Here is a 22,947-nt window from a genome sequence, read left to right as displayed (position 1 = left end):
CAGGCCTCACTGCCAGGCCGCTGCGGCCAGCGGGCGTTCCGGTGCCAGGCCACCGCGACACTTGAGTACGCGCAGCTGCAGCGGCTGCGCCTCGAGGGCCAGGCGCAGTGCGGCAGGCGAAGGGTTGAGCGCCTCTTCCAACGGGCGATAGGCGAATGCCAGCGTCTGGCCGGTTTCGGCCGCCACCTGCAGGCGGCGCAGGGCGCGGTCGTCGGCCTGCTTCGGCCAGCACAGCACCGCGCCGCAGCTGCCCGAGCGCAGGCACTGCTCGGCAGCCCACAGGGCCTCGCGTCCCGTTGCCTGGACGATGGCCAGCCGGGTGAGGTCGACGCCAGCCGCCAGCCAGGCGCGCGGGTAGGGAATGTGCGGTGGGCCGACCAGCACCACGCGTTCGCCGGCGCGGGTCAGCCGCGCCAGGGTCGGCCATAGCAGGCGCAGCTCGCCGAGGCCGGGCGCGGCGAGCAGGATTTCGCTGAGTGCCGCCGACGGCCAGCCATGCCCCGGCAGCAGGGCGTCGAGCGCCGCATGGCCGGTAGGGTGCTGGCTCGCCGGAGCGGATATGGCCTGGCCGCGCCAGACGCGGCGCGCATCGAGCAGGCGGTCGAGGGCGACCACGGACGACATGCTGAAGTGACCTGTTGATACTGTATATGGATACAGTATTTGGCCTCAGGCACAGCTCGGTCAAGGTGCAGATGATGAGCTGTACCTGTGTCAGCAGGCGCTGCCGGAAAGGCGCCGAGCCTTGCCCGTGGTCGTCACCGCCGGATGCCAAGGCCGGCGCTGGCCGGCCTGTTCAGCGCTTTTCGATGCGCAGGATCGTCGAGCGCATGCCTGTCGAGCGGAACTCGAAGGCGATACGGTCACCCGGTGCGAGCGAGGCGATCTGCGCGGGCGTCGCCTTGAAGCCCATCGTCATTGCCGGCCAGCCCAGTGCAGGCACCGGGCCGTGGGCAATGACGATCCTGTTCTTTTCGGGCATGAGCTTTTGCACCGTGCCGGTGACGCTGGCTGTCTGCACCGTGGGCTGCTGGTTCACGGCCGGGGTCGTTGCCGTTTCCGCCGCCTGGGCAGTCGGCAGCAGCAGGACAGTGGCCAGGGCGAAATGAGCGAGGTTCATGGGCGTTTCTCCAGGGGGTTGTCGAGGGAGGGGATGGCCTGTCGGCGGCGCATCAGCAGGTACGCCGCCGGCAGGACGAAGAGCGACAGCAGCGGGGCGGTGATCATGCCGCCGACCATGGGGGCGGCGATGCGGCTCATGATCTCGCTGCCCGTACCGCTGGCCAGCAGGATCGGCAGCAGGCCAGCAATGATCACCGCCACGGTCATCGCCTTGGGCCGCACACGCTGCACCGCACCCTCGCGGATGGCGTCGAGCAGCGCCGCCTGGCCGTGGCGGCCGGCAGCGAGGCGCTCGTGCCAGGCGTTCTTCAGGTACAGCAGCATGATCACGCCAAACTCGGCCGAGACCCCGGCCAGGGCGATGAAGCCGACCCCGGTGGCCACCGACAGGTGGTAGCCCAGCAGGTGCAGGAACCAGACGCCGCCGGTGAGGGCGAAGGGCAGCGTGGCCATGATCAGCAGCGCCTCGTCGAGGCGGCCGAAGGTCAGGTAGAGCAGCACGAAGATGATCAGCAGGGTGGCCGGCACCACCAGCTTCAGCCGGGCGTTGGCGCGCTCCATGAACTCGAACTGGCCCGAATAGCTGATGCTCATGCCCGGCTCCAGTTGCACGCCGTCGCCGACCGCCTGGCGCAGGTCGCGCACCACGGCGGCGATATCGCGGCCGCGCACGTCGACATAGACCCAGCCGGAGAGCCGCGCATTCTCGCTCTTGAGCATCGGCGGGCCGTCGCTGACCTCGATGCGCGCCACCGTGCCGAGGGTGATCTGGCTGCCGCCGGGTGTGAGGATCGGCAGTTCGCGCAGGTCGCTCAGCGAGTCGCGCCATTCGCGCCCGTAGCGCAGGTTGATCGGGTAGCGCGCCAGCCCCTCGACGGTTTCGCCGACGTTCTGCCCGCCGATGGCACCGGCGACGATGGCCTGCACGTCGGCGATGTTCAGCCCGTAGCGCGCGGCGGCGGCGCGGTCGATGTCGACATCGACGTAGCGCCCGCCGGTGAGCCGCTCGGCCAGTGCCGAGGTCACGCCGGGCACCTCGCGGGCGATCCGCTCCACTGCCTGGGTGGCACGGTCGATCTGCGCCAGCTCGGTGCCGTAGACCTTCACCCCGATGGGGCTCTTGATCCCGGTGGCGAGCATGTCGATGCGGTTGCGGATCGGCGGGATCCACAGGTTGGCCAGCCCGGGCACCTGCACGGTGCGGTCGAGTTCCTCGACCAGCTTTTCCGGGGTCATGCCGGCGCGCCACTCGCTTCTGGGCTTGAACTGGATGGTGGTTTCGAACATCTCCAGCGGCGCCGGGTCGGTGGCGCTCTCGGCGCGCCCGGCCTTGCCGAACACCCGCGCCACCTCCGGCACGCTGCGGATCAGCCGGTCGGTCTGCTGCAGCAGCGCCGAGGCCTTCTGCGCCGAGAGCCCGGGCAGGGCGGTGGGCATGTAGAGCAGGTCGCCTTCATCCAGCGGCGGGAGAAACTCGCCACCCAGGCGGCTGGCCGGCCAGAAGCCGGAGGCGAACACCAGCAACGCCAGCAGCAGGGTCATTTTCGGCCAGTGCAGCACCACATCCAGCGCCGGCCTGTAGAGGCGGATCAGGCCGCGGTTCAGCGGGTTGCGCTGTTCGTCGGGGATGCGTCCGCGGATCCAGTAGCCCATCAGCACCGGCACCAGGGTGACCGACAGCCCGGCTGCCGCGGCCATGGCATAGGTCTTGGTGAACGCCAGCGGGCCGAACAGCCGGCCTTCCTGTGCCTCGAGGGTGAACACCGGGATGAACGACAGGGTGATGATCAGCAGGCTGAAGAACAGCGCCGGGCCGACCTCGGCGGCCGCCTCGGTCATCACCTGCCAGTGCGCCTGGCCCTTGAGCGTGGCGCCCGGGTGCCGGCGATGCCAGGCTTCGACGTGCTTGTGCGCGTTCTCGATCATGACGATGGCGGCGTCGACCATCGCGCCGATGGCGATGGCGATGCCGCCCAGGGACATGATGTTGGCGTTGATGCCCTGGCGCTGCATGACGATGAAGGCGATGAGGATGCCCACCGGCAGCGAGACGATCGCCACCAGCGACGAGCGCAGGTGCCAGAGGAACAGCGCGCAGACCAGCGCGACGACGATGAACTCCTCGATCAGCTTGTGGCTGAGGTTTTCCACCGCGCGGTCGATCAGCTGGCTGCGGTCGTAGGTGGTGACGATCTCCACGCCCGCCGGCAGGCTGGCTTTCAGCTCGTCCAGCCTCGCCTCGACCGCGGCGATGGTCTGGCGGGCGTTCTTGCCGCTGCGCAGGATCACCACGCCGCCGGCCACCTCGCCTTCGCCATCGAGTTCGGCAATGCCGCGGCGCATCTCCGGGCCGAGCTGGACGTGGGCGACGTCGCCGAGGGTCACCGGCACGCCGTTGGCATCCAGGCGCAGCGGGATCGCGCGAAAGTCGGCAAGGCTCTTCAGGTAGCCGCTGGCGCGCACCATGAACTCGGTTTCGGCCAGCTCCAGTACGCTGCCGCCGGTCTCGCGGTTGGCCTCGTCGATGGCCTGGGCGACCTGCTGCTGGGTGATGCCGCGGCTGGCCATGCGCACCGGGTCAAGCACCACCTGGTACTGCCGGACCATGCCGCCGATGGCCGCAACCTCGGCGACGTTGGGCAGCGTCTTGAGCTCGTAGCGCAGGAACCAGTCCTGCAGCGAGCGCAGCTGCGAGAGGTCGTGGCGGCCGCTGCGGTCGACCAGCGCGTACTGGTAGATCCAGCCGACGCCGGTGGCGTCCGGCCCCAGCGCCGGCCTGGCCGCGGCCGGCAGGCGGCTCTGCACCTGGCTGAGGTATTCGAGCACCCGCGAGCGTGCCCAGTAGAGGTCGGTGCCGTCCTCGAACAGCACGTAGACATAGCTGTCGCCGAAGAACGAATAGCCGCGCACCGTCTTTGCCCCGGGCACCGAGAGCATGGTGGTGGTCAGCGGGTAGGTGACCTGGTTCTCGACGATCTGCGGCGCCTGCCCCGGGTAAGAGGTGCGGATGATGACCTGCACGTCGGAGAGGTCCGGCAGGGCGTCGATGGGGGTGTGCCTGACCGACCAGACGCCCCAGGCGACGGCGAACAGCGTGGCCAGCAACACCAGAAAGCGGTTGGCCACCGACCAGCGGATCAGCGCGGCGATCATGGCTGGCCTCCGAGCTTCTCGATGCGTTCGATGATCAGACCTTCGTCGCTTTGCCGCGCCGCGACACGCACGCGGTCGCCACTCTTCAGGCCGTCGAGCAGGGCTTCGCTGGCGACTGGAAAGGGCATGGTCATGCCCGGCATGTTCAGCGAACGGAACGGCCCGTGGGCCAGCCCGAGCATGCCGTCCTCGATGCCGACCACAGTGCCTTCGGCCTCGTGCAGCTCAGGGGCAGGCGTCGCCGCGGACGCGGCCTCGACAGTCAAGCCGCGTAGGCTGGCCTCGGAATCGAGCAGGAACTGCCCGGAGGCGACCACCTGCTGGCCGGCCTGCAGGCCTTCGAGCACCTCGGTGCTGTCGTCGAATTCGCGGCCGGTACGGATCGCCACCGGGCGGTAGCGGCCCTCACCCTCGGCGAGCATCACCAGGCTGCGCCGGCCGGTGCGGATCACCGCCTCGGTCGGCACCAGCAGCGCCGCTTGCGCCTCGCGCTTGAGCGTCACCTCGGCGGTCATGCCCGGGCGCAGGCGCTGCTGCGGGTTGGGCAGTTCGACCCGCACGCGCACCGTGCGGCTGTCCAGGTTGGCCTGGGGCAGCACGGCCTGGATACGGCCTTCGATGCGTTCGCCGGCAAAGGCGGGCAGACGTGCGATGACCGATTGCTCCGGGGCGAGCTGAGCGGCCTGCGCCTCGGGGATCGCCACCTCCAGCCAGACCTTGTCCAGCCCGTTGATCCGCGCCAACGAGGCGCCGGCCGGCAGGCTCATGCCTTCGCGCACTTCGAGTTCACGCAACACGCCGGCCGTGGGGCTGACCACCGTCCATACCCGTCGCGGCTTGCCCGTGCGCTCCAGTTCGGCGATCAGTGCCGCCGGCATCCCGGCCAGGCGCAGCCGCTGGCGGGCGGCGGCGAGCAGGTCGGGCTGGCCGATGCCGCGCAGCGCCAGGTATTCCTCCTGCGCGGCCGCCCACTCGGGAATCAGCAGATCGGCCAGCGGCGCGCCCTCGGCCAGCACGTCCTCGGGGGCATGCCCGTAGACACGCTCGACGAAGCCGGCGCTGCGCGTCTGCACGATGGCGACGTCACGCTCGTCGAAAGCCAGCACGCCGGACGCCGACAGCGACTGACCGATCGTCTCGCGGCGCACGCTGGCCAGGCGCATGCCGAGGTTCTGGACGACCCGGGCATCGATGCGCAGCGACGCGGCCTGGCCGCCTTCGTCGGCGTAGCGCGGCACCAGGTCCATGTCCATGAAGGGCGACTTGCCGGGCTTGTCGAAGTGCTGCTGCGGTTTCATCGGGTCGTACCAGTAGAGCACCGGGCGCTCGCTCTGCTCGGCGGCCTGAACGGTCGCGGTGAGAAGCGGGCCGGCACAGAGGCCGGCTGCGAGGGCGAGCGTGGCCGCCAGTGGCTTGAGTCGGAAGGTCATGGGCGGGTCTCCTCAAAGGCGAAATGCAGGCGGGCGTTGTTCAGGGCGCGATCACGTGCCAGGTCGATGCGACGCAGGCGGGTTTCGATGCGCTGGCGGCGGGCCTCGACCACGGCCATCTGCTCGCCGCGTCCGGCGCGGTAGTCGGCCATGGCCAGCGCGACCTTTTCTTCGGCGAGCGGCAGCAGGGTGTCGTCCAGGCGCGCCAGGGCCCTGTCGAGGCGCTCGTATTCGGCGAGATCGGCGGCCAGTTCCTGGCGATGCTCGCGCTCCAGCGCTTCGCGTTCGGCTTCCACGGCGACCAGGCGGGCGCGCTCGGCGGCGATCTTCGGCCCCTGCCGCGAGCCAACGAACAGCGGCAGGTCGAAGCTCAGGGTGAGGTTGACCATGTCACCGTACTCGCGGCCGCGGCGCAGGTAGTCCACGCTCCAGCTCCAGTCGGGCGTCTTCTCGGCGACGGCTTCGCGCACGCGGGCCTCGGCCTGGCGGCTCATCGGCTCGTAGGCGAGCAGGGCGGGGTGCTGCGCGAGGCCGTGCCGATAGTGCTCGGGCGCCGCGGACCACTGCGGCCAGTCGCCCTCCAGCGGGTCGTCTGCCGCGCTACCGACCCAGCGGGCCAGCGCGGCGCGGGCGATGCGCTGGTCGCGGCGCAGAGCGTCCTCCTGTTCGGCCAGCAGCGCCTCTTCCTGGCGCGCCAGTACGCCTTCGGCCGTCTGCCCGCGGCCGCCGGCCAGGCGGGCGGCGATGGCGCGGGCGAACAGGCGGTTCTCGTCATAGAGCTGGGCGAACAGCTTCAGCTTGCGCTGTACCGCGAGGGCGGCGATCCAGGCTTCGGCGGCGCGCTGGCGAACCTGCAGTCGCGCCAGGCTGTGCTGGACATCGGCCAGTGCGACGCCGGCCTGCGCCGCCTCGACGCGCGCCTGGCGCTTGGCGCGGTTGGGCACCTCCTGCATGAGGCCGATCATCTGCATGGTCATGCCGTCCTGGTCGACCTGCCAGCGGTTGTCGCCTTCGATCGGCAGGCTCTGGATGCCGAGCTTGAGCTTGGGGTCCGGCAGTTCGCCGGCGGGGGTGAGGGTGCTGCGCGCGGCCTGTGCGTTGGCCGCCTGGGCCTGCAGCGAAGGGGCCTGTTGTTCGGCGATGCCCAGCGTCTGCGCGAGCGTCAGCGCATGCGCACTGCCCGCGAACGCAAGGGCGCCCACGGCGAGGGCCGCCAGCAGGGGGCGTGCCCGATAAAGGGGGTATTTCATTGGCGATGAAGTCCTGATCAGCCATGCGTGCCGACGGGCACGCGTCACCCGCCCGGTCGGTCAGACGCGGGCAGCCTTGGTGAACACAGCGGAATTCAGGCGCGGGGTGGATGCCAGACGGCATCCTTGAGATGGGAGGGGATCAGTGCCGGGTAGGCCGTCGCCTGGGGCGTGGCAGGGAACAGCAGTGGCGCTTTTACCGCGACGACCTGCAGGATGCTGGCCGTCTTGCATTCCTGCCCGCTCTTGCACAGCGTGGCGTGGCCCTGTTGGTGGTCCTGGCAGGGGGCCTCCGCCTGAGGCGCACCCGGATCATGCATCGCATGCATCCGGTGCATCGCCTGCTGTTTCGGGGCGGCTGCCGGCATGAGCAGTTGCGCCATCCCGTTGATGGGCAGCGCAAGCGCGAACAGCAGTACGAGAAACAGGCGGAGGGGCGACTTCATGCGGCGAGTCTAGGCGCAGCGGTCGTTCACGACAATTTCGATCAGCTGGCTTCTTGCGCGCGATCAAGCGCTTGGCGATTTTACCGCCTGGCCGATCACGGCCGATTTGCTGGCAAAAGCATGGCCTGCTGTTTACTCTCTGCCCGGCGCGCCCTCCGGCGCCGCTCTTTCTGTCTTGTCCGTCGATACTCCGCCAGCTGCACGGAACGTCTCCGACGCGCCGCTTTCTTATTCTCAGCTTTTTATCCAGGCACACAGCCCCCAGGGGAGAAGGGGTTTCATGACCAGCCTCAACCATCGCACCGTGGACGTTCTCCGGGGTAATCACGCCGAATTGCTCAAGAACTGGGCCGCTGACCTGGAGACCGCCTCGCAGGCGGCACTCAAGCCCGGCGAACTGCAGCAGCAGATGACCGAATTCCTGCGCCTGTTCATTCGCGGCCTGGAGGCCGGCACGCCCGGCAGTGTGGCCTCGTCCGAGCGTGACGAGATGCGCCATTTCCTCGAAAAGCTTTCCCACGCGTGGGCCGTGAAGGGCGTCGATTCGCAGCAGACGGCCGGCTTCATCTTCTCGCTCAAGCGCCCGGTGATGGTGCTGCTGCAGCGCGAGTTCACCGACGAGCCGATGTTTTTCGTCGAGCAGCTGTGGGCCGTGTCCGAGTTCATCGACACCCTGGCCATGCACACCATCCGTACCTTCCAGAAGTCGCGCGAGGCGGTGATCAAGCGGCAGCAGGAAGAGTTGCTCGAACTGTCGACGCCGGTGGTCAAGCTGTGGGACGGCATCCTCGCCCTGCCGATGATCGGCACCCTCGATTCGCAGCGCACCCAGGTCGTCATGGAGTCGCTCCTGCAGCGCATCGTCGACACCGGCTCGCAGATCGCCATCATCGACATCACGGGCGTTCCGACCGTGGATACGCTGGTCGCGCAGCACCTGCTCAAGACCGTGACGGCGATCCGCCTGATGGGCGCCGACTGCATCATCAGCGGCGTGCGCCCACAGATCGCGCAGACCATCGTCCACCTGGGCCTCGACCTGCAGGAAATCGTCACCAAGGCCAACCTGGCCGACGCGCTGGCGCTGGCGCTGAGCCGGACCGGCCTGACCGTCAACAAGGTGTCCTGATGGAGCGCATCCCAATCCTGCGGATGGGCGAGTTCCTGCTCGTGACCATCCAGGTCGACATGCACGATCAGCTGGCCATGACCCTGCAGGACGACCTGTCCGAACGGATCAGCGCGACTTCGGCGCGTGGCGTGCTGATCGACATTTCGGCCCTCGACATGGTCGATTCCTTCATCGGCCGGATGATCAGCACGATTTCCGGCATCGCCCGGATCATGGATGCCGAGACCGTGGTGGTGGGCATGCAGCCGGCGGTGGCGATCACCCTGGTGGAGCTGGGGCTGACCCTGCCCGGCGTGAGTACGGCGCTCGACGTCGAGCGCGGCATGAACCTGCTGCGCTCGCGCATGGGCCAGGCATGAATACGCTCAGCAGCGGCACCCATCCGGTTCGCATCGAGCAGGACGTGGTGTTGGCGCGCCAGGCGGTGCGCAAGCTGGCCCAGGAGTGCGGGCTGCGCCTGGTCGACCAGACCAAGCTGGTCACTGCGGTCAGCGAGCTGGCGCGCAACACCGTGGTCTACGGTGGTGGCGGCGACATGGATTGGGAGGTGCTCGAAGACGGCCTGCGCAAGGGCATCCGCCTGGTCTTTCGCGACGAGGGCCCCGGCATTCCCGACCTCAAGCTGGCGCTGACCGATGGCTGGACGTCCGGGGGTGGCCTGGGCCTCGGCCTGACCGGCGCGCGGCGCCTGGTGGACGAGTTCGATATCGCCAGCACCCCGGGTGCCGGCACACGCGTCACGATCGTGCGATGGAACTGAGTCTGCCCGGCACCGTGAACGAGGTGCTACCCATCGAGGAAGCCAGCCAGCTCGGCTACGCCCGCCGCGTGGCGCAGCGCCTGGCCGAGTCGGTCGGGCTGGATGAAACCGCCGCCGGACGCGTGGCGCTGGTCACCATGGAACTGGGCACCAATCTGCTCAAGCATGCCGATGCGGGCGTTCTCTACCTGCGCGCCGTGCCGGGGCGCGACTGCCAGGGCGTGGAAGTCCTGGCCGTCGATCGCGGGCCGGGTTTCGATCTCGGCATCTGCCAGGTCGACGGCTATTCCACCCGTGGCACCCAGGGCTCCGGGCTTGGCGCGCTGCAGCGGCAGGCCGATGTGTTCGACGCCTATTCCGAGGGGCGTGGCTCGGTGGTGATGGCGCGGGTGTATCCGCGCGGCGGCGCGCGTGATCTGCCGCTGGGTGTCATGCACCAGGCACTGGAGGGCGAGACGGCCTGTGGTGATGGCTGGCATCTGGTAGCCGATGGCGCACGGCTGAGCGTCGTGCTGATCGACGGGCTCGGCCATGGCGAGGACGCCGAACACGCCGCCAGAGCCGGTACCCGGGCATTTGCCCAGGCGCCCTTCGACTCCCCATCCATGCTCTTCAGCGAAATGAACCAGGCCATGACCTCGACGCGTGGAGGCGCCGTGGCGCTCGCGCAATTCGAGGCCGGGCAGGGGCGCCTGACCTTTGCCGGTATCGGCAATATCGGCGTCACGCTGCTGGGGCCTGGCAAAGCGCGTGGGCTGGTATCGCTGCCGGGCATCGTCGGCGCCCAGTTCCGCAAGGTGCAGAGCTTCGATTACCCGGATATCGCGGGCCAGCTGCTGGTGCTGTTCAGCGATGGTCTGCGTTCGCGCTGGAGTCTGGACGACTATCCGGGGCTGCGGTTTCGGCATCCAGCCGTCATCGCCGCGGTCCTGCACCGCGACTTTCGCCGAGGCCGAGACGACGTGACCGTGATGGCAATCGCCCTGGAGGCCCTGAGTGACTGATTCGAGCGAGCAGCTCATCGAGCGACTGCGCCAGGAGAACGAATCCCTGCGCGCGGAGCTGGACGAAACCAACCAGGGCGTCCTCGCGCTTTACGCCGAGCTCGACATCCAGGCCGAAGCGCTGCGTGAGGCGTCCGACCTCAAGAGTCGCTTTCTCTCCTACATGAGCCATGAGTTCCGCACGCCGCTGGGCTCGATCCTGAGTATCGCGCGGCTGCTCAGCGACGAGCTGGACGGCCCGCTGAACGCGGAGCAGCAAAGGCAGATCGCCTTCATTCGCTCGGCGGCCGGCGAGCTGAGCGACATGGTCGGCGACCTGCTCGACCTGGCCAAGATCGAGGCCGGGCGCATCAGCATCTCGCCGGCCTGGTTCGACATGCTCGACCTGTTCTCCGCCTTGCGTGGCATGTTCCGACCGATCGTCGAAGGCGATTCGGTCGATCTGATCTTCGAAGAGCCGGAGGGCATTCCGCGGCTCTACACCGACGACAAGAAGCTGGCGCAGGTTCTGCGCAACTACATTTCCAACGCGCTGAAATTCACGCCATCGGGCGAAGTCAGGGTATCGGCGCGGATGGAGAACGAGCGCGAAGTGCGTTTCGCCGTCAGCGATACCGGTATCGGCATTCCTGCGGACCTGCAGAGCAATCTGTTCGAGGACTTCAGTCAGATCGATAGCCCCCTGCAGAAGCGCTTGCGCGGCACCGGACTCGGCCTGGCTCTGTGCAAGCGCTTCGCCGAACTGCTCGGCGGCCATGTCGGCGTCGAGAGCGAACCGGGCAAGGGGTCGCTGTTCTATGTGGTGATACCCCATGCCATCGCGGCGGGAGCGGCCGATGAAGCGTGAAGACTGGTTGCTGATCGTCGATGACAACGTCGCGACCCGTTATGCGATGCGCCGCGTGCTGGAGCGCCAGGGCTATCGCGTGCTCGAGGCCGGGACCGGTGGCGAAGGGCTGGCGCACATCGCGCAGTCTCCGGTGAGCGTGGTCATCCTCGATGTCAACCTGCCGGACATGAGCGGTTTCGACGTCGCCCGCCAGCTGCGCGCCGACCCGCAGACCGCGGTATTGCCGATCATCCACGTCTCGGCAGCTTCGGTGGAGACGCGCGACATCATCAGCGGCCTCGATGCCGGAGCCGATGCCTATCTGATCCACCCCATCGACCCCGGTGTACTGCTGGCGACCCTGCGCACCCAGTTGCGCGTGCGCGATGCCGAGCAGGCACTGCGTGACAGTGAAAAACGCTTTCGCGAGATATTCGCCAACATCACCGCGCCCATTGCGGTGATCGACGCCAACCTGAGGGTTCATGAAAGCAACCAGGCCTTCCAGCGTCTGTTGGGCGGCGATGCGGACCTGCAATGCTGCTTTGCACCGGGACAGGCGGCGGTCATTGAAGAGATGCGCGCCCGACTGCGGGCGCGCGAGCGCTGGCGCAGCTCGCTGCGTGTGCAGGTCGACGGCCAACTGCACGAAACCGAATGGCTACTGTCGCCCTACCGGCTGCCGGACCAGGGCCTGCTGCTGGTCGAGGACGTTACCGAGCAGCGCCGCCGCGAGCGCCTGCAGCTCAAGCAGCTGGACGCTGCGCAGCTGCAGCTCGCGCAGGAGGTTGCCGAGCGCGCACGCACCGAGGCGCAGCTGCTGCAGGCCCAGAAGATGGACGCCCTCGGCCAGCTCACCGGCGGCATTGCGCACGATTTCAACAATTTGCTCACCGGCATCATTACCGGCATCGGCCTGCTCAAGCAGCGCGCCGCCTCGGGGCGTATCGAGGACGTGCTGCGCTATGCCGACATGGCTCTCGGTTCGGCGAACAACGCTGCCGCCTTGACCCACCGGCTGCTGGCCTTCGCCCGTCAGCAGCCGCTGGATAGTCGGGCGGTGGACGTCAACGAGCGGGTGCATTCGCTGGAAGACTTCATGCGCCGGACGATCGGCGAGCGCATCCAGCTTTCGCTGGATCTGACCTCGCATCCGGCGGTTGCGCTGGTCGATCCCGTGCAGCTCGACAACGCGCTGCTCAATCTGGTGATCAATGCGCGCGATGCGCTGCCCGAAGGTGGGCACATCCACGTCACCTCCTATGCCGCGCACTCGCAGGGCAGCACGGAGCTGCACGACGGCGACTACGTCGCGCTGAGCGTCCGAGATGACGGCGTCGGCATCGATCCGAAGTTGCTGCACAAGGTCTTCGATCCGTTCTTCACGACCAAGCCGCTCGGCCAGGGCACCGGGCTGGGCCTGTCGACCATCTACGGCTTTGCCCGCCAGTCGGGCGGTGAAGTGCGCATCAGCAGCGTGCTGGGGCAGGGCACCGAAGTCACGCTTCTGCTGCCGGCCGCGGCCGAGGCGGCGGTGAACGGCGTGGACAGGGCGACACAGCGCCACAACAAAGGTGGTAGCGAACATGTGCTCATCGTCGAAGACATGCCTGCCGTACGCTTGCTGGTCACCGAACTGCTGACCGACGCCGGCTATCGCTGCACGCCCCTCGCCGATGCCAGCGAGGCATTGGCCTTGCTCGAGCAGGGCGGCGCCGTCGACCTGCTGCTCACCGACGTCGGCCTGCCCAAGATGGGCGGGACTCAACTGGCGGAAGCTGCGCGCCGCCTCCTGCCAGCATTGCCGGTATTGTTCATGACCGGTTATGCCGAGAAGACGGTCAATCGCAGCAACCTGCTGCAAGCGCGGATGGACGTGTTGACCAAGCCGTTCGAGCCCGCTGCGCTGCTCGAGCAGGTCAGGCAGCTGCTGGACGAGGCGACCGACTGAGCGGCGGCCGTCGCGTTGCGTCAGCTATCCAGCCCCGTCAGGCCTGTGCAACCGGCTGCCGCGGCATGGCAGGCGTCACTGATACATCCAGAAGTTCGGATGCGGCTCCTGCATCGCGGGCTGCGGCTGGCGAGGCGCGCCGGTGAAAGGGCGAAGGAGGCGGGCAAGGCGTTTCATGTGGATGTCCCCGTGTGGATCGAACGATGTGCATAGCTTCATGCAATCGATCCACACGGGGAAATGTAGTGTAGCTATCGTAGCGATTAATCCAGGCGCACCAGCACGCGGCCGGTCTGGCCGCCGGCCAGGATGCGCTCGAGCGCGCCGGGCAGCGTATCCAGCGAGACTTCCTCGGCCAGCTTGTCGAGGTTGTGCAGGCGCCATTGCACGGAGAGCTTGTCCCACATCGAGGCCTTGACCACCAGGGGAATCTCCACCGAATCGACGCCCAGGAGATTCACCCCGCGCAGGATGAACGGCAGCACACTGGCCTGGAACTGAACGCCGGCGGTCAGTCCGCAGCAGGCGACGCTGGCCCCGCGACGCAGCGACTTGACGATGTTGAACAGGATGTCGCCGCCGACCGTATCGATGGCGCCGGCCCACTGCTCCTTGAGCAGCGGTTTTTCCGTGCCGGCCTGCAGTGCCGTGCGGTCGACGATGTCCTGCGCGCCGAGTCGGCGCAGGAAGTCGGCCTGCTCGGCCTTGCCGGTGGCGGCGGTCACCTGATAGCCCAGGCTCGAGAGCAGGGCGACCGCCAGGCTGCCGACGCCGCCACTCGCGCCGCTGACCAGCACCGGGCCGGCGCCAGGTTCGAGCCCGGCCTGTTCGAGCTTGTCCAGGCACAGGGCGGCAGTCAGGCCCGCCGTGCCGAGAATCATCGCGTCGCGTAGCGACAGCCCGTGCGGGCGCTTGATGACCCAGGCCGCCGGCACGCGAATGTACTGGCCGTAGCCGCCGGCGGTATTCATGCCCAGGTCGTAGCCGGTGACGATCACCTCATCGCCTTCGGCGAACTCGCCGACGCTGGATTCGGCCACCACGCCAGCGGCATCGATGCCCGGCGTGTGCGGGTAGGTGCGCGTCACGCCGCGGTTGCCGCTGGCCGACAGTGCATCCTTGTAGTTGAGCGAGGAGTAGTGCACCCGGATCAGCACTTCGCCGGCCGGCAGCTCGTCTAGCTGGCGCTCGATCACACGGGTCTCGAATCCGCCCTGTTCCGTTTCACGGGTTTGCAATGCCTTGAAACTGCCCATGCTGCTTTCTCCTATTGCCAGAATCGGTTTTCGTTGAGCCGGCCGAGGCCTTTGGTCAGGCCCTGGTCGAGCAGGCTTGCGGCCGCAACGCCAAAGCGCTCGGGCAGGCTTTTCTTCTGCGCGTAGCGCAGCTGGAAGAGGTCGGCTTCATGGGCGCGCTCAGCCAGGTACTGGTCGCTGGTCTTGAGCTCGTCCGCCAGATGCATGCCCAGCGCGGCGATGCCGAGCCAGATTTCGCCCGTGGCGACGTCATCGATGCAGACCTGCTGGCGGTAGCGCGCCACGAAGTTCTTGAACAGCTCGTGCGTGGTTTCCAGGTCTTCCTGAAATTTCTCCCGGCCCTTTTCGGTGTTTTCGCCGAACACCGTGAGCGTGCGCTTGTACTCGCCGGCGGTGAGTACCTCGTAATCGACGTCGTGTTTCTTCAGCAGCCGATGAAGGTTGGGCAGCTGCGCGACCACGCCGATCGAGCCGAGAATGGCGAACGGTGCACTGAGGATGCGGTTGCCGATACAGGCCATCATGTAGCCGCCGCTGGCGGCGACCTTGTCGACGCAGACCGTCAGCGGCACGCCGGCATCGCGGATACGTACCAGCTGCGAGGCCGCCAGGCCGTACCCGTGGACCATGCCGCCGCCGCTTTCCAGGCGCAGCACCACCTCATCCTGCGGCGTCGCCAGCGAGAGCAGGGCGGTGACTTCGTGGCGCAGATTGTCGACGGCCGAAGCACGGATATCGCCATCGAAATCGAGCACGAACACCCGCGCCCGGGTCTCGCTCTTCTTCGCCTGCTTCTCGGCCTTGGCCTCGCGCTTGCGCTGGGTCTTGAGCGCATCCTTTTCCAGCACGGCTTGCTCGAGGCGCTCGCGCAGCCCCTTGTAGAAGTCGTTGAGCTTTTCGACCTGCAAATGACCAACGCTGGGCTTGCCGCGGCTGCGGCGCAGGGCGGCGATCGTGATCAGCACCGCCACGATGGCGATCACCACGGTCACGGTCTTGGCCAGAAAGCCGGCATAGTCGAGCAGAAATTCCACGTTAGCTCCTTCTTGAGGCGAAGAGTTTCGACCGCGGCAGAGGCCGTTCGATCATTCGGCCAAGCATACCGAGGCCCTTGAAGACGGCCAATCGCCAGGTTTCAAACAAACGTATGAATTGTCGTTGACACCTCCAGGCGATCCTCCTAACCTCGCCCGGACACGCCAGCCGGAGCAGCAAATGGGCAGCATCTTCCTGATTCGTCACGGCCAGGCCTCGTTTGGCGCGGAGAATTACGACGTACTCTCGCCGCTCGGCCACCAGCAATCGGAAGCGCTTGGCGATCACCTCGGTCAGCTGGGCACCCGTTTCGACCGCTGCCTGAGCGGCCAGCTCAAGCGCCAGCAGGATACCGCCAGGGCCACGCTGGCACGCCTCGCCAGTCACGGTCAGCCACAACCGGATCTCGAGATCGACCCGGCATTCGACGAGTTCGAGGCCGATGCCGTGTTGCGCGCCCATCTGCCGGATCTGCAGGCTTATGAACCCAATGCGCTGCATATCCTGCGCAACGCGGCCTCGCACCGCGCCGAGTTCCAGCGCCTGTTCAGCTACGTGATCGGGCGCTGGGTCTCGGGCGAGCACGAGAAGCCCGGGCTCGAGAGCTGGGCGAGCTTCATCGAGCGTGTCGAAGGCGGCCTGGAGCGCATCCTGGCCCAGGCCGACACGCGTGACCGCATTGCCGTGTTCACCTCCGGCGGCACGATCACCGCACTGCTGCAGCTGGTCATCGGCGTCGCTCCGATCAAGGCCTTCGAGATGAACTGGCAGATCGTCAACACTTCGCTGAGCCTGCTGAAGTTCCGTGGCAGGGAAGTCTCACTGGCCTCGTTCAACAGCCATGCGCACCTGCAGCTGTTGAGGAACCCCGAGCTCATCACGCATCGCTGAGCTCGACATGCACGTTTCAACCCCCAACAACGTTAACAAGGAAATCACCATGAGCAACGTCGCCGATACCATCCAGCGCATGCAGTCCAAGTTCAACCCGAGCGCCGCTGCCGGTCTGGACCTGGTCTTCCAGTTCAACATCACCGATGCCGAGAACTACTACCTGGTCGTCAAGGACGGTACCTGTGACTTCCAGCAGGGCGAGTCGGCCGACGCCAACGTCACCCTGATCATGGACAGCGAAACGATGCAGGGCATCACCAGCGGTGAAACCGATGGCATGCAGGCCTTCATGGCCGGCAAGCTGCGCGCCGAAGGCGACATGATGCTGGCCCTGAAGCTCAGCGAACTGTTCCCTAACTGATCGAAGGCGGCCCGGCCGCCGTTGTGATCGGTTAACAAGAAACCCCGCCTGCGGCGGGGTTTTTTATTGGCTGCGCGAGGGCCCGCCGGCCTTCCTGCGCTGCGGGAGGACGGTCGTTGGTTGCGATTCGGCCGCAAGCCAGCGGCTATAGCCGTTCAATTCATATGGTTTCTCGGCCAGAATGGTGGGGACTGGCCACCGCCAAGGCGGCCGGCCCACCGACGCCGCATCCCTTGCAGAGAGGAACTGCTCAATGCCGACCTACGATTACCGCTGCGAAGCCAATGGCCAGGTTTATGAAGTTCGCCATCCCATGGCCCTGCGCCCGAAAACCTGGGGCGAGTTGCGCACGGCCTGCTCGCTGAGCGCTGATGCCGATATCCCTGACGACGCACCGGTCACCCGGCTGATGACAGCCGCAGGCGTGGTCGACAGCCGGGTGCTCAGGAATCCTGAAGCCCCTGCCTGCGCGCGGGGCGGCTGCGCCGGCAACTGTCGGTAGGTATCAGCAGTAAGAAGCGGCCAGGGCAGATGCCCTGTACCCACGCCTCCCGGCGCGCTTGAAGGCTGACCGCGCGCATGGATGCTCGCAGGTCACGGGGGGTGGACTGATCTTTTTTGTGCTTTTCAAATGAGAAGCATAATCAATACAATGCGCGTTCAACCAATTACAAGGTAGGACGCCATGAAGCATGCTGTCGTTTCGCCCCCTTATCTGTTGCGCCCGGTGATGCTGGGCCTGCCGCTGCTGATGGCGGCTGTGGTCGCCCAGGCGCAGGAGGCACTGGAGCTCGAAGCGCAGCAGATCACCGCGCCGCGTGAGGTGGAGCGGGGCGATGGGCCGGTCGAGGGCTACGTGGCCAAGCGCAGCGTCAGCGCAACCAAGACCGACACGCCGATCATCGAGACGCCGCAGTCGATCAGCGTGATTACCGCCGACCGCATCCGCGACCAGGGCTCGCTGACCATCCAGGACTCGCTGCGCTACGTTTCCGGCATGCGCGGCGAGGCCTACGGTTTTGACAGCCGGGGCGACTTCTCGCTGGTGCGCGGCGTATCGCCGGCCATCTTCCTCGACGGCCTGCAGCAGAGCGTCGGCTCCTACACCAACACGCGCACCGATCCTTTCACGCTTGAGCGGATCGAGGTGATCAAGGGACCGTCGTCGATGCTCTACGGTCAGAGTTCGGTGGGCGGCCTGCTCAATCTGGTCAGCAAGCGTCCGCAGGCCGAGCGCAGGAACGAGCTGCAGCTGCAGTACGGCAGCTTCGACCGCAAGCAGATCGCCTTTGACAGCACCGGCCCGCTCGATGACGACGGCACGCTGCTCTATCGCGTGGTGGCGATCGGGCGTGACAGCCAGACTCAGGTCGATCACACCAAGGACAATCGCCTGGTGTTCATGCCGTCATTGACCTGGCGCCCGAACGAGCAGTTCGAGTGGACGCTGATGGCCAACGTGCAGAAGGACGACGGTGGCACCACCAGTGGGTTCCTGCCGCACCGCGGCACCGTGCTCAGCGCACCCTACGGCGAGATTGGCAGCGAGCGCTTCGTCAGCGAACCCGGCTTCGACGAATATGACACCGAGCAGAAAGCACTGACCTCGCAGATGACCTGGCGTGTCGACGACACCTGGACGCTGCGGCAGAACCTGCGTTGGCAGAAGAGCAAGGTCAGCTACCAGACCATGTATGGCTGGCCACCGGTGCTCGGTGCGGACGACCGCACGGTCAACCGCGTCTGGTCCGTGTCCAAGCCGGAAGTGACGATCTGGAGCGCCGACCATCAGGCGGAGTCGCGCTTCGATACCGGCGCGCTGCAGCACACCCTGCTGATGGGCGTCGATTACCGCCATGCGGTCACCGATAGCCGGTCGGCCCGTGGCGTGGCTACGCCGCTGGACCTCTATGACCCGGTATATGGCACCTTCGATCCGTCGGGCATCACCCTGTCCGATGTGCCCCAGCAGCGCGCCGTGCAGAAAGGCCTGTATGTGCAGGACCAGATTCGTCTCGACAAGTGGCTGACAACTCTGGGCCTGCGCAAGGACTGGGCCGACACCCGTGTCGAGGACGGCAACCGGCAGAAGGACGACGCGGTCACCGGGCGGGTGGGCCTGACCTACCTGTTCGACAACGGCGTGGCGCCCTACATCAGCTACAGCGAATCCTTCACCCCGATCATCGGTTTGAACACCATTACCCAGCAATCCTATAAGCCGCTCGAAGGCGAGCAGTGGGAGCTGGGGATCAAGTATCAGCCGGTGGGCAGCAACACCCTGTTGACCGCAGCCGTTTTCGACCTGCGTGAGAAGAACCGGCAGATGCCCGATCCGGCCAATCCGCTCAGTACCATCCAGGCCGGCGAAGCGCGGGTCAAAGGCCTGGAGTTGGAGGGGCTGGTGGAAGTGGACCCGAACTGGGACCTGATCGCGACCTACAGCTATCTCGACAGCGAGGTGGCCAAAGGGCCGCCGGCCCAGCAGGGCAAGCGCATCGCCAGCGTGCCGGAACACATGGCCTCGCTGTGGTCGCAGCATCGCTTCAGCGTTGCCGGTATTTCCGGCTTCAGCGCCGGTGCCGGCGTGCGCTACGTCGGCGCCAGCTGGGACGGCACCGACAGCCTGAAGACACCGTCGACCACGCTGTTCGACGCCATGCTCGGTTACGCCTACCAGGACTGGTCGTTCACCCTGACTGCGACCAACCTCGAAGACGAGACCTACTACACCACCTGCCTGTCCCGCGGTGACTGCTTTACCGGCAACCGACGCACCGTGGTCGCCACCGCGAGCTACAGCTTTTGAAGCGCTCGGCCCCCGGCAAGGAGCGTCTGATGAGTCGTTCGGCTCCCGTAAGCCCCCTGTCCATTGCCTCGCGGGTGCTTGCCGCGGTGGTCGGTGGCTATGCCGTGGCCTATGCGACGACGGCATTCCTGGCCATCTATCTACCGCTGGCCCGCCCTGATCGCGTGGTCTTTTCGAGCCTGGCCAGCTTTGCCGTGTGGACTGCCGTGGTCATCTACGTGTTCGCCGCTCGCGATCAGGCGCGCCTGTGGATGGTGCTCGTGGGGCTGTGCGCGGTGCTGGGCCTGGCGGCGTGGCTCGCCGGTGACTGGAGCGTGCGCCCATGACGCTGCGTCAACGCATGGCCGAACTGCATACCTGGGGCGGGCTGCTGCCGAGCTGGCTGCTGTTCGTGATTCTGTTTGCCGGCACCGTCGCCTGCTTCGACAAGGAGCTCGACCGCTGGATGCGACCGGAACTGCACAGCGGCGCCGTGACGAGCCTTGGCGCCGATGCGGTGCGCGGCTGGCTGGAGCAGAATGTCAGCGAGAAATTGCACGCGTTCTGGATGCACGGCCCGACCGAGCGCCAGCCCTACTGGCGCCTTGGCTGGGAGGTCGATGGCAGCGAGGCGCGGCATGCGGTGGCCTTCGATCCGCGCAGCGCCCGTGCCGTACCGATGAGCGAAACCGTGGGCGGCGATTTCTTTTTCACGCTGCACTACAACCTCCACGCCGGCGATGTGGGCATGTACATCGTCGGAATCGCCGGCATGTTCATGCTTGTCGCGCTCGTCTCGGGCGTAATCATCCACCGGCGCATCTTCAAGGACTTCTTTACCCTGCGGCCCAATGCCAACGGCCAACGCGCCTGGCTCGATGCGCACAATCTGTTTGGCGTGGTGGGTTTTCCCTTCCATCTGGTGCTGGCCTACACGGGGGTGGCCATCTTCGTCGCCTCGTACATGCCCGCGGCGGCGCAGATCAGCTACGCCGGCAACGCCACCCAGTACTTCGGCGAGGTCATGGGCACCTATCACCGCGAAGAGCTCGGCGAGCCCGCCGGTGCGCCCTGGTCGCTCGATGCATTGATCGCCGAGTCGCGCCGGGAATGGGGGGCGGGAGAGGTCGGCTGGGTAAGCGTCCATCACCCGGGCGACGCCTCTGCCGTGGTCGATGTGCGCCGCCGGGATCGTTCGCGCATCGGCTCGCCACAGGACACGCTCAGCTTCGATGCGACCAGTGGCGAGCGCCTTCACCGCCAGCAGGCGTCGACCGGATATCGCGCGTACATCTGGATGGCCGGGCTGCACATGGCGCAGTTCGGCGGCTCCCTGGTCCGCCTGCTTTATCTGCTGATGGGGCTGTCCGGCTGCGCCATGCTCGTGGCCGGCGTCCAGGTCTGGCTGGCCAAGCGCGAGTCGCGCGCGGGCCGTCTCGATGCCGTCCGCGCGCTCAATGCCGCCGTCTTCGCCGGCCTGCCCCTGGCCAGCCTGGCGCTGCTATGGAGCAATCGGCTGATTCCCTCGGGCATTGCCGAGCGAGCCGCGGCCGAGGGCTGGGCCTTTGCGCTTGCCTGGCTGCTGATCGCTGTCTGGGCGCTGCTGCAGCGCCGCGACAGCCGTCGGCTGCTGCGCCAGCAACTGGTGCTGGGCGCCTTGCTTGCGCTGGGGTTGCCGCTCATCGATGCCGTGGCCGCGCCCGGCGGAAACCTGCTGGCCAGCTTGCAACGAGCTGATTGGGCGTTGGCCTCGGTGGAGGTGTTCTTCATCGCCAGCGGCCTGGCCTGTGCGGCCGGCGCCTGGCGTCTGCGGGGTGACGCGCACGAGGCCGAGGCGAGGCCCCGCCGAACCCCGCGCACAAGGGAGGCATGAGCATGTGGCTTCTGGCATTCGGGCTGGCCTATGTGGCAATGGTGCTGCTGTCGCTGACGCTCTCTCGGCACCGCGGTGCACTGCTGTCGGCCGAGCGACGCGTACCGGGCAGGCTCGCGCTGCAGCTGCAGGCCACTGTATTTCTGGGCTTGGCCCTGTGGGCGTGCGTCGTTCGTCAGGGAAGCGAAATCGGCGCGGTGCTCTGGCTCGGGCAGATCATGCTTGCCGGGCTGCTACTGGCGATCGTCATGGCCTGGCGGGTGCGCTGGGCATTGCCCTTGGCGCCGGTGCTGTTGGCCGGTGGAGGCCTGCAGGCGTTGCTCTAGCAGCGGGGCGAATCGAGGTGGGCGCGTTGGGCGGTCGGTAGGTGGGCGTTGTCCGGCGCACCTCGGCGCGCCGGACGGGCGCAGGCTTACTGCGCGAGCTTGGTGTCCAGAACGCCCTTGCGGCCTTCTTCGTCCGACACTTCGGTGAGCTTGGCGCCACCGACGAACAGCCCCATCTTGATGGATTGGCGGACGTAGTGGTTCTGGCCGGCCTTGGCGTTCAGTTCGAGCGTGTTGTCGCTGAATTCCGACTCGGTCGCCAACAGGTGCGGGCCAGGGGTGACGGTGCGATAGAAGTAGGTATTCGGTGCGGTTTCGCCGATCACCTGGCCATCGATCTTCACGGTCTTCTTCAGCGCTGCACCGAGCATGGAATCGCGGAAGATATACACCCCGGCCTGATCCTGCGGCGGGGTAGGGAAGGCCTTGAATGCCTGGTCCTTTTCCGGCGCTTCCATCGGTACCGACGCACAGCCGGCCATGACCGCGAAGCCCAGTGCTGCGGCGCTCATCATCAAATACTTGAACATGCTTACTCGTTCCTGAGTGTTTGGCAGAGTGCTGTGCCATCAAAAGGCCAGCGTCGGCACGATAACGCCAATCCCTTCAGGCGCAAGCCCGCTCGCCTGGCTTGTGCGCTGCATCTCGCTTTTCGCAGACATCGAGCTTGGGCGACGCGAGAGCCGGGGCGTCTAGGGAGGCGACCGGCGCCGCAGCGATCACGGCCGTCTGCTTCTACGCTCGGGCATGTACCTGCGTCTGGCCCGTGCCAGCCCTGCAACCTGCTCGAGGGAATGTTCATGCCCAGTACCATTCGCCTGCACCGCGTCTTGCGAGCGCCGGCAGAGCGTGTCTATCGCGCCTTTCTCGATCCCGATGCCATGTGCAAATGGCTGCCCCCCAACGGCTTCACCGCCAAGGTGCACGCGAGCGATGCCCGGGTTGGTGGCCATTACCGCATGTCGTTCACCAACTTCACCACCGGCACGACCCACAGCTTTGGCGGCGAATATCTGGAGCTGGTCGAGTACGAACGCATTCGCTATGTCGATCGTTTCGAGGATCCGAACCTGCCCGGGGATATGCAGGTCACCGTCAGCCTGGCGACCCTGGCCTGTGGCACCGAGCTGAACGTCGTGCAGGACGGCATTCCCGATGCCATCCCGGTCGAAGCCTGCTACCTCGGCTGGCAGGAGTCGCTGATCCTGCTCGGCAAGCTCGTGGAGGCCGACATCCCTGACGAATGAGCGTGGCCGCGCAGGGGGCTGACGGGGCGGCCTATCGCGCCGATAGGGAGATTTCATCGTGGCTCTGGGCCTGGTTGCCAGGCGCTCTAG

23 protein-coding genes are annotated in these 22,947 nt (G+C 66.8%); 14 read left to right on the top strand and 9 right to left on the bottom strand.

The annotated features are described in order from the left end of the window. Window positions 1–6: 6 nt before the first annotated feature. From imuA to CL52_RS10850, 6 genes are all read right to left on the bottom strand, one after another. On the bottom strand, window positions 7–624 hold the full coding sequence (imuA, locus tag CL52_RS10875; protein WP_043220562.1) for a translesion DNA synthesis-associated protein ImuA: 618 nt from the start codon (window positions 622–624) through the stop codon (window positions 7–9). A 172-nt stretch (window positions 625–796) separates the two neighbouring features. Continuing rightward, on the bottom strand, window positions 797–1,120 hold the full coding sequence (locus CL52_RS10870; RefSeq protein WP_043220559.1) for a copper-binding protein: 324 nt from the start codon (window positions 1,118–1,120) through the stop codon (window positions 797–799). Beyond that, window positions 1,117–4,275, bottom strand: a complete 3,159-nt coding sequence (locus CL52_RS10865) for an efflux RND transporter permease subunit (RefSeq protein ID WP_043220556.1) — start codon at window positions 4,273–4,275, stop codon at window positions 1,117–1,119. The genes CL52_RS10870 and CL52_RS10865 overlap by 4 nt, the downstream gene beginning before the upstream one ends. Continuing rightward, a complete protein-coding gene (locus CL52_RS10860; RefSeq protein WP_043220554.1) occupies window positions 4,272–5,705 on the bottom strand; it encodes an efflux RND transporter periplasmic adaptor subunit in 1,434 nt (477 codons plus the stop codon). Before CL52_RS10860 ends, CL52_RS10865 begins: the two co-directional genes overlap by 4 nt. Beyond that, complete coding sequence (locus CL52_RS10855) at window positions 5,702–6,955, bottom strand: TolC family protein (protein ID WP_043220551.1); 1,254 nt, start codon at window positions 6,953–6,955, stop codon at window positions 5,702–5,704. The genes CL52_RS10860 and CL52_RS10855 overlap by 4 nt, the downstream gene beginning before the upstream one ends. Window positions 6,956–7,050: 95 nt before the next feature. Then, window positions 7,051–7,401: a hypothetical protein gene (locus CL52_RS10850; RefSeq protein ID WP_043220548.1), complete on the bottom strand. Its 351-nt coding sequence runs from the start codon at window positions 7,399–7,401 to the stop codon at window positions 7,051–7,053. Window positions 7,402–7,681: 280 nt separating this feature from the next. Here CL52_RS10850 and CL52_RS10845 point away from each other — a divergent pair, with 280 nt between their 5' ends. From CL52_RS10845 to CL52_RS10820, 6 genes are read left to right on the top strand one after another with little or no spacing between them, the layout of a single operon-like run. After that, the gene (locus CL52_RS10845; RefSeq protein ID WP_043220545.1) at window positions 7,682–8,530 is read left to right on the top strand and encodes an STAS domain-containing protein; all 849 of its coding nucleotides are present in this window, start codon (window positions 7,682–7,684) and stop codon (window positions 8,528–8,530) included. Next, a complete protein-coding gene (locus CL52_RS10840; RefSeq protein ID WP_041105093.1) occupies window positions 8,530–8,892 on the top strand; it encodes an STAS domain-containing protein in 363 nt (120 codons plus the stop codon). Before CL52_RS10845 ends, CL52_RS10840 begins: the two co-directional genes overlap by 1 nt. Beyond that, complete coding sequence (locus CL52_RS10835) at window positions 8,889–9,293, top strand: anti-sigma regulatory factor (protein ID WP_041105094.1); 405 nt, start codon at window positions 8,889–8,891, stop codon at window positions 9,291–9,293. The genes CL52_RS10840 and CL52_RS10835 overlap by 4 nt, the downstream gene beginning before the upstream one ends. After that, complete coding sequence (locus CL52_RS10830; RefSeq protein WP_043223134.1) at window positions 9,290–10,297, top strand: ATP-binding protein; 1,008 nt, start codon at window positions 9,290–9,292, stop codon at window positions 10,295–10,297. The genes CL52_RS10835 and CL52_RS10830 overlap by 4 nt, the downstream gene beginning before the upstream one ends. Continuing rightward, window positions 10,290–11,144 (top strand): sensor histidine kinase, encoded by an 855-nt coding sequence (locus CL52_RS10825; protein WP_043220543.1) that lies wholly within the window; start codon window positions 10,290–10,292, stop codon window positions 11,142–11,144. The genes CL52_RS10830 and CL52_RS10825 overlap by 8 nt, the downstream gene beginning before the upstream one ends. Then, complete coding sequence (locus tag CL52_RS10820; RefSeq protein ID WP_043220539.1) at window positions 11,134–13,077, top strand: PAS domain-containing hybrid sensor histidine kinase/response regulator; 1,944 nt, start codon at window positions 11,134–11,136, stop codon at window positions 13,075–13,077. Before CL52_RS10825 ends, CL52_RS10820 begins: the two co-directional genes overlap by 11 nt. A gap of 263 nt (window positions 13,078–13,340) precedes the next feature. Here the strand turns inward: CL52_RS10820 and CL52_RS10815 are convergent, their stop codons facing one another. Further along, window positions 13,341–14,333, bottom strand: a complete 993-nt coding sequence (locus CL52_RS10815) for a YhdH/YhfP family quinone oxidoreductase (RefSeq protein WP_041105100.1) — start codon at window positions 14,331–14,333, stop codon at window positions 13,341–13,343. 11 nt (window positions 14,334–14,344) lie between these two features. Continuing rightward, window positions 14,345–15,367, bottom strand: a complete 1,023-nt coding sequence (sohB, locus tag CL52_RS10810; protein ID WP_043220537.1) for a protease SohB — start codon at window positions 15,365–15,367, stop codon at window positions 14,345–14,347. Window positions 15,368–15,548: 181 nt separating this feature from the next. Between sohB and CL52_RS10805 the strand changes: the two genes are divergently transcribed. From CL52_RS10805 to CL52_RS10775, 7 genes are all read left to right on the top strand, one after another. Further along, window positions 15,549–16,259: a histidine phosphatase family protein gene (locus tag CL52_RS10805; protein ID WP_043220534.1), complete on the top strand. Its 711-nt coding sequence runs from the start codon at window positions 15,549–15,551 to the stop codon at window positions 16,257–16,259. 49 nt (window positions 16,260–16,308) lie between these two features. Beyond that, window positions 16,309–16,623 (top strand): SCP2 sterol-binding domain-containing protein, encoded by a 315-nt coding sequence (locus CL52_RS10800; protein WP_041105107.1) that lies wholly within the window; start codon window positions 16,309–16,311, stop codon window positions 16,621–16,623. A gap of 253 nt (window positions 16,624–16,876) precedes the next feature. Further along, window positions 16,877–17,125, top strand: a complete 249-nt coding sequence (locus tag CL52_RS10795; protein WP_043220530.1) for an FmdB family zinc ribbon protein — start codon at window positions 16,877–16,879, stop codon at window positions 17,123–17,125. A gap of 183 nt (window positions 17,126–17,308) precedes the next feature. After that, a complete protein-coding gene (locus tag CL52_RS10790; protein WP_043220527.1) occupies window positions 17,309–19,432 on the top strand; it encodes a TonB-dependent siderophore receptor in 2,124 nt (707 codons plus the stop codon). Between the two features lie 29 nt (window positions 19,433–19,461). Beyond that, window positions 19,462–19,758 carry an iron uptake protein gene (locus CL52_RS10785; protein ID WP_043220525.1) on the top strand — a complete coding sequence of 99 codons (297 nt, stop codon included), beginning with the start codon at window positions 19,462–19,464 and terminating at the stop codon, window positions 19,756–19,758. Then, a complete protein-coding gene (locus tag CL52_RS10780) occupies window positions 19,755–21,284 on the top strand; it encodes a PepSY-associated TM helix domain-containing protein (RefSeq protein WP_043220524.1) in 1,530 nt (509 codons plus the stop codon). Before CL52_RS10785 ends, CL52_RS10780 begins: the two co-directional genes overlap by 4 nt. A 2-nt stretch (window positions 21,285–21,286) precedes the next feature. Next, the gene (locus CL52_RS10775) at window positions 21,287–21,610 is read left to right on the top strand and encodes a DUF3325 domain-containing protein (RefSeq protein ID WP_043220521.1); all 324 of its coding nucleotides are present in this window, start codon (window positions 21,287–21,289) and stop codon (window positions 21,608–21,610) included. Window positions 21,611–21,696: 86 nt separating this feature from the next. On the opposite strand, the gene CL52_RS10770 is transcribed toward CL52_RS10775, so the two are convergent. After that, the gene (locus tag CL52_RS10770) at window positions 21,697–22,140 is read right to left on the bottom strand and encodes a DUF2846 domain-containing protein (protein ID WP_052264553.1); all 444 of its coding nucleotides are present in this window, start codon (window positions 22,138–22,140) and stop codon (window positions 21,697–21,699) included. A gap of 270 nt (window positions 22,141–22,410) precedes the next feature. Here CL52_RS10770 and CL52_RS10765 point away from each other — a divergent pair, with 270 nt between their 5' ends. Next, window positions 22,411–22,857: an SRPBCC family protein gene (locus CL52_RS10765; protein ID WP_102847915.1), complete on the top strand. Its 447-nt coding sequence runs from the start codon at window positions 22,411–22,413 to the stop codon at window positions 22,855–22,857. Window positions 22,858–22,947 lie beyond the last annotated feature (90 nt).

It is taken from the genome of Stutzerimonas balearica DSM 6083, assembly GCF_000818015.1.
Lineage (GTDB): Bacteria > Pseudomonadota > Gammaproteobacteria > Pseudomonadales > Pseudomonadaceae > Stutzerimonas > Stutzerimonas balearica.
The sequence above is the reverse complement of the archived record's forward strand: the minus strand, read 5'-3'. Positions and strand labels throughout refer to the sequence as shown.

Coding starts and splice junctions, on each gene's coding strand:
- imuA (WP_043220562.1), bottom strand. CDS start 624: ATGTCGTCCGTGGTCGCCCTCGACCGCCTGCTCGATGCGCGCCGCGTC.
- CL52_RS10870 (WP_043220559.1), bottom strand. CDS start 1,120: ATGAACCTCGCTCATTTCGCCCTGGCCACTGTCCTGCTGCTGCCGACT.
- CL52_RS10865 (WP_043220556.1), bottom strand. CDS start 4,275: ATGATCGCCGCGCTGATCCGCTGGTCGGTGGCCAACCGCTTTCTGGTG.
- CL52_RS10860 (WP_043220554.1), bottom strand. CDS start 5,705: ATGACCTTCCGACTCAAGCCACTGGCGGCCACGCTCGCCCTCGCAGCC.
- CL52_RS10855 (WP_043220551.1), bottom strand. CDS start 6,955: ATGAAATACCCCCTTTATCGGGCACGCCCCCTGCTGGCGGCCCTCGCC.
- CL52_RS10850 (WP_043220548.1), bottom strand. CDS start 7,401: ATGAAGTCGCCCCTCCGCCTGTTTCTCGTACTGCTGTTCGCGCTTGCG.
- CL52_RS10845 (WP_043220545.1), top strand. CDS start 7,682: ATGACCAGCCTCAACCATCGCACCGTGGACGTTCTCCGGGGTAATCAC.
- CL52_RS10840 (WP_041105093.1), top strand. CDS start 8,530: ATGGAGCGCATCCCAATCCTGCGGATGGGCGAGTTCCTGCTCGTGACC.
- CL52_RS10835 (WP_041105094.1), top strand. CDS start 8,889: ATGAATACGCTCAGCAGCGGCACCCATCCGGTTCGCATCGAGCAGGAC.
- CL52_RS10820 (WP_043220539.1), top strand. CDS start 11,134: ATGAAGCGTGAAGACTGGTTGCTGATCGTCGATGACAACGTCGCGACC.
- CL52_RS10815 (WP_041105100.1), bottom strand. CDS start 14,333: ATGGGCAGTTTCAAGGCATTGCAAACCCGTGAAACGGAACAGGGCGGA.
- CL52_RS10805 (WP_043220534.1), top strand. CDS start 15,549: ATGGGCAGCATCTTCCTGATTCGTCACGGCCAGGCCTCGTTTGGCGCG.
- CL52_RS10800 (WP_041105107.1), top strand. CDS start 16,309: ATGAGCAACGTCGCCGATACCATCCAGCGCATGCAGTCCAAGTTCAAC.
- CL52_RS10795 (WP_043220530.1), top strand. CDS start 16,877: ATGCCGACCTACGATTACCGCTGCGAAGCCAATGGCCAGGTTTATGAA.
- CL52_RS10790 (WP_043220527.1), top strand. CDS start 17,309: ATGAAGCATGCTGTCGTTTCGCCCCCTTATCTGTTGCGCCCGGTGATG.
- CL52_RS10785 (WP_043220525.1), top strand. CDS start 19,462: ATGAGTCGTTCGGCTCCCGTAAGCCCCCTGTCCATTGCCTCGCGGGTG.
- CL52_RS10780 (WP_043220524.1), top strand. CDS start 19,755: ATGACGCTGCGTCAACGCATGGCCGAACTGCATACCTGGGGCGGGCTG.
- CL52_RS10775 (WP_043220521.1), top strand. CDS start 21,287: ATGTGGCTTCTGGCATTCGGGCTGGCCTATGTGGCAATGGTGCTGCTG.
- CL52_RS10770 (WP_052264553.1), bottom strand. CDS start 22,140: ATGTTCAAGTATTTGATGATGAGCGCCGCAGCACTGGGCTTCGCGGTC.
- CL52_RS10765 (WP_102847915.1), top strand. CDS start 22,411: ATGCCCAGTACCATTCGCCTGCACCGCGTCTTGCGAGCGCCGGCAGAG.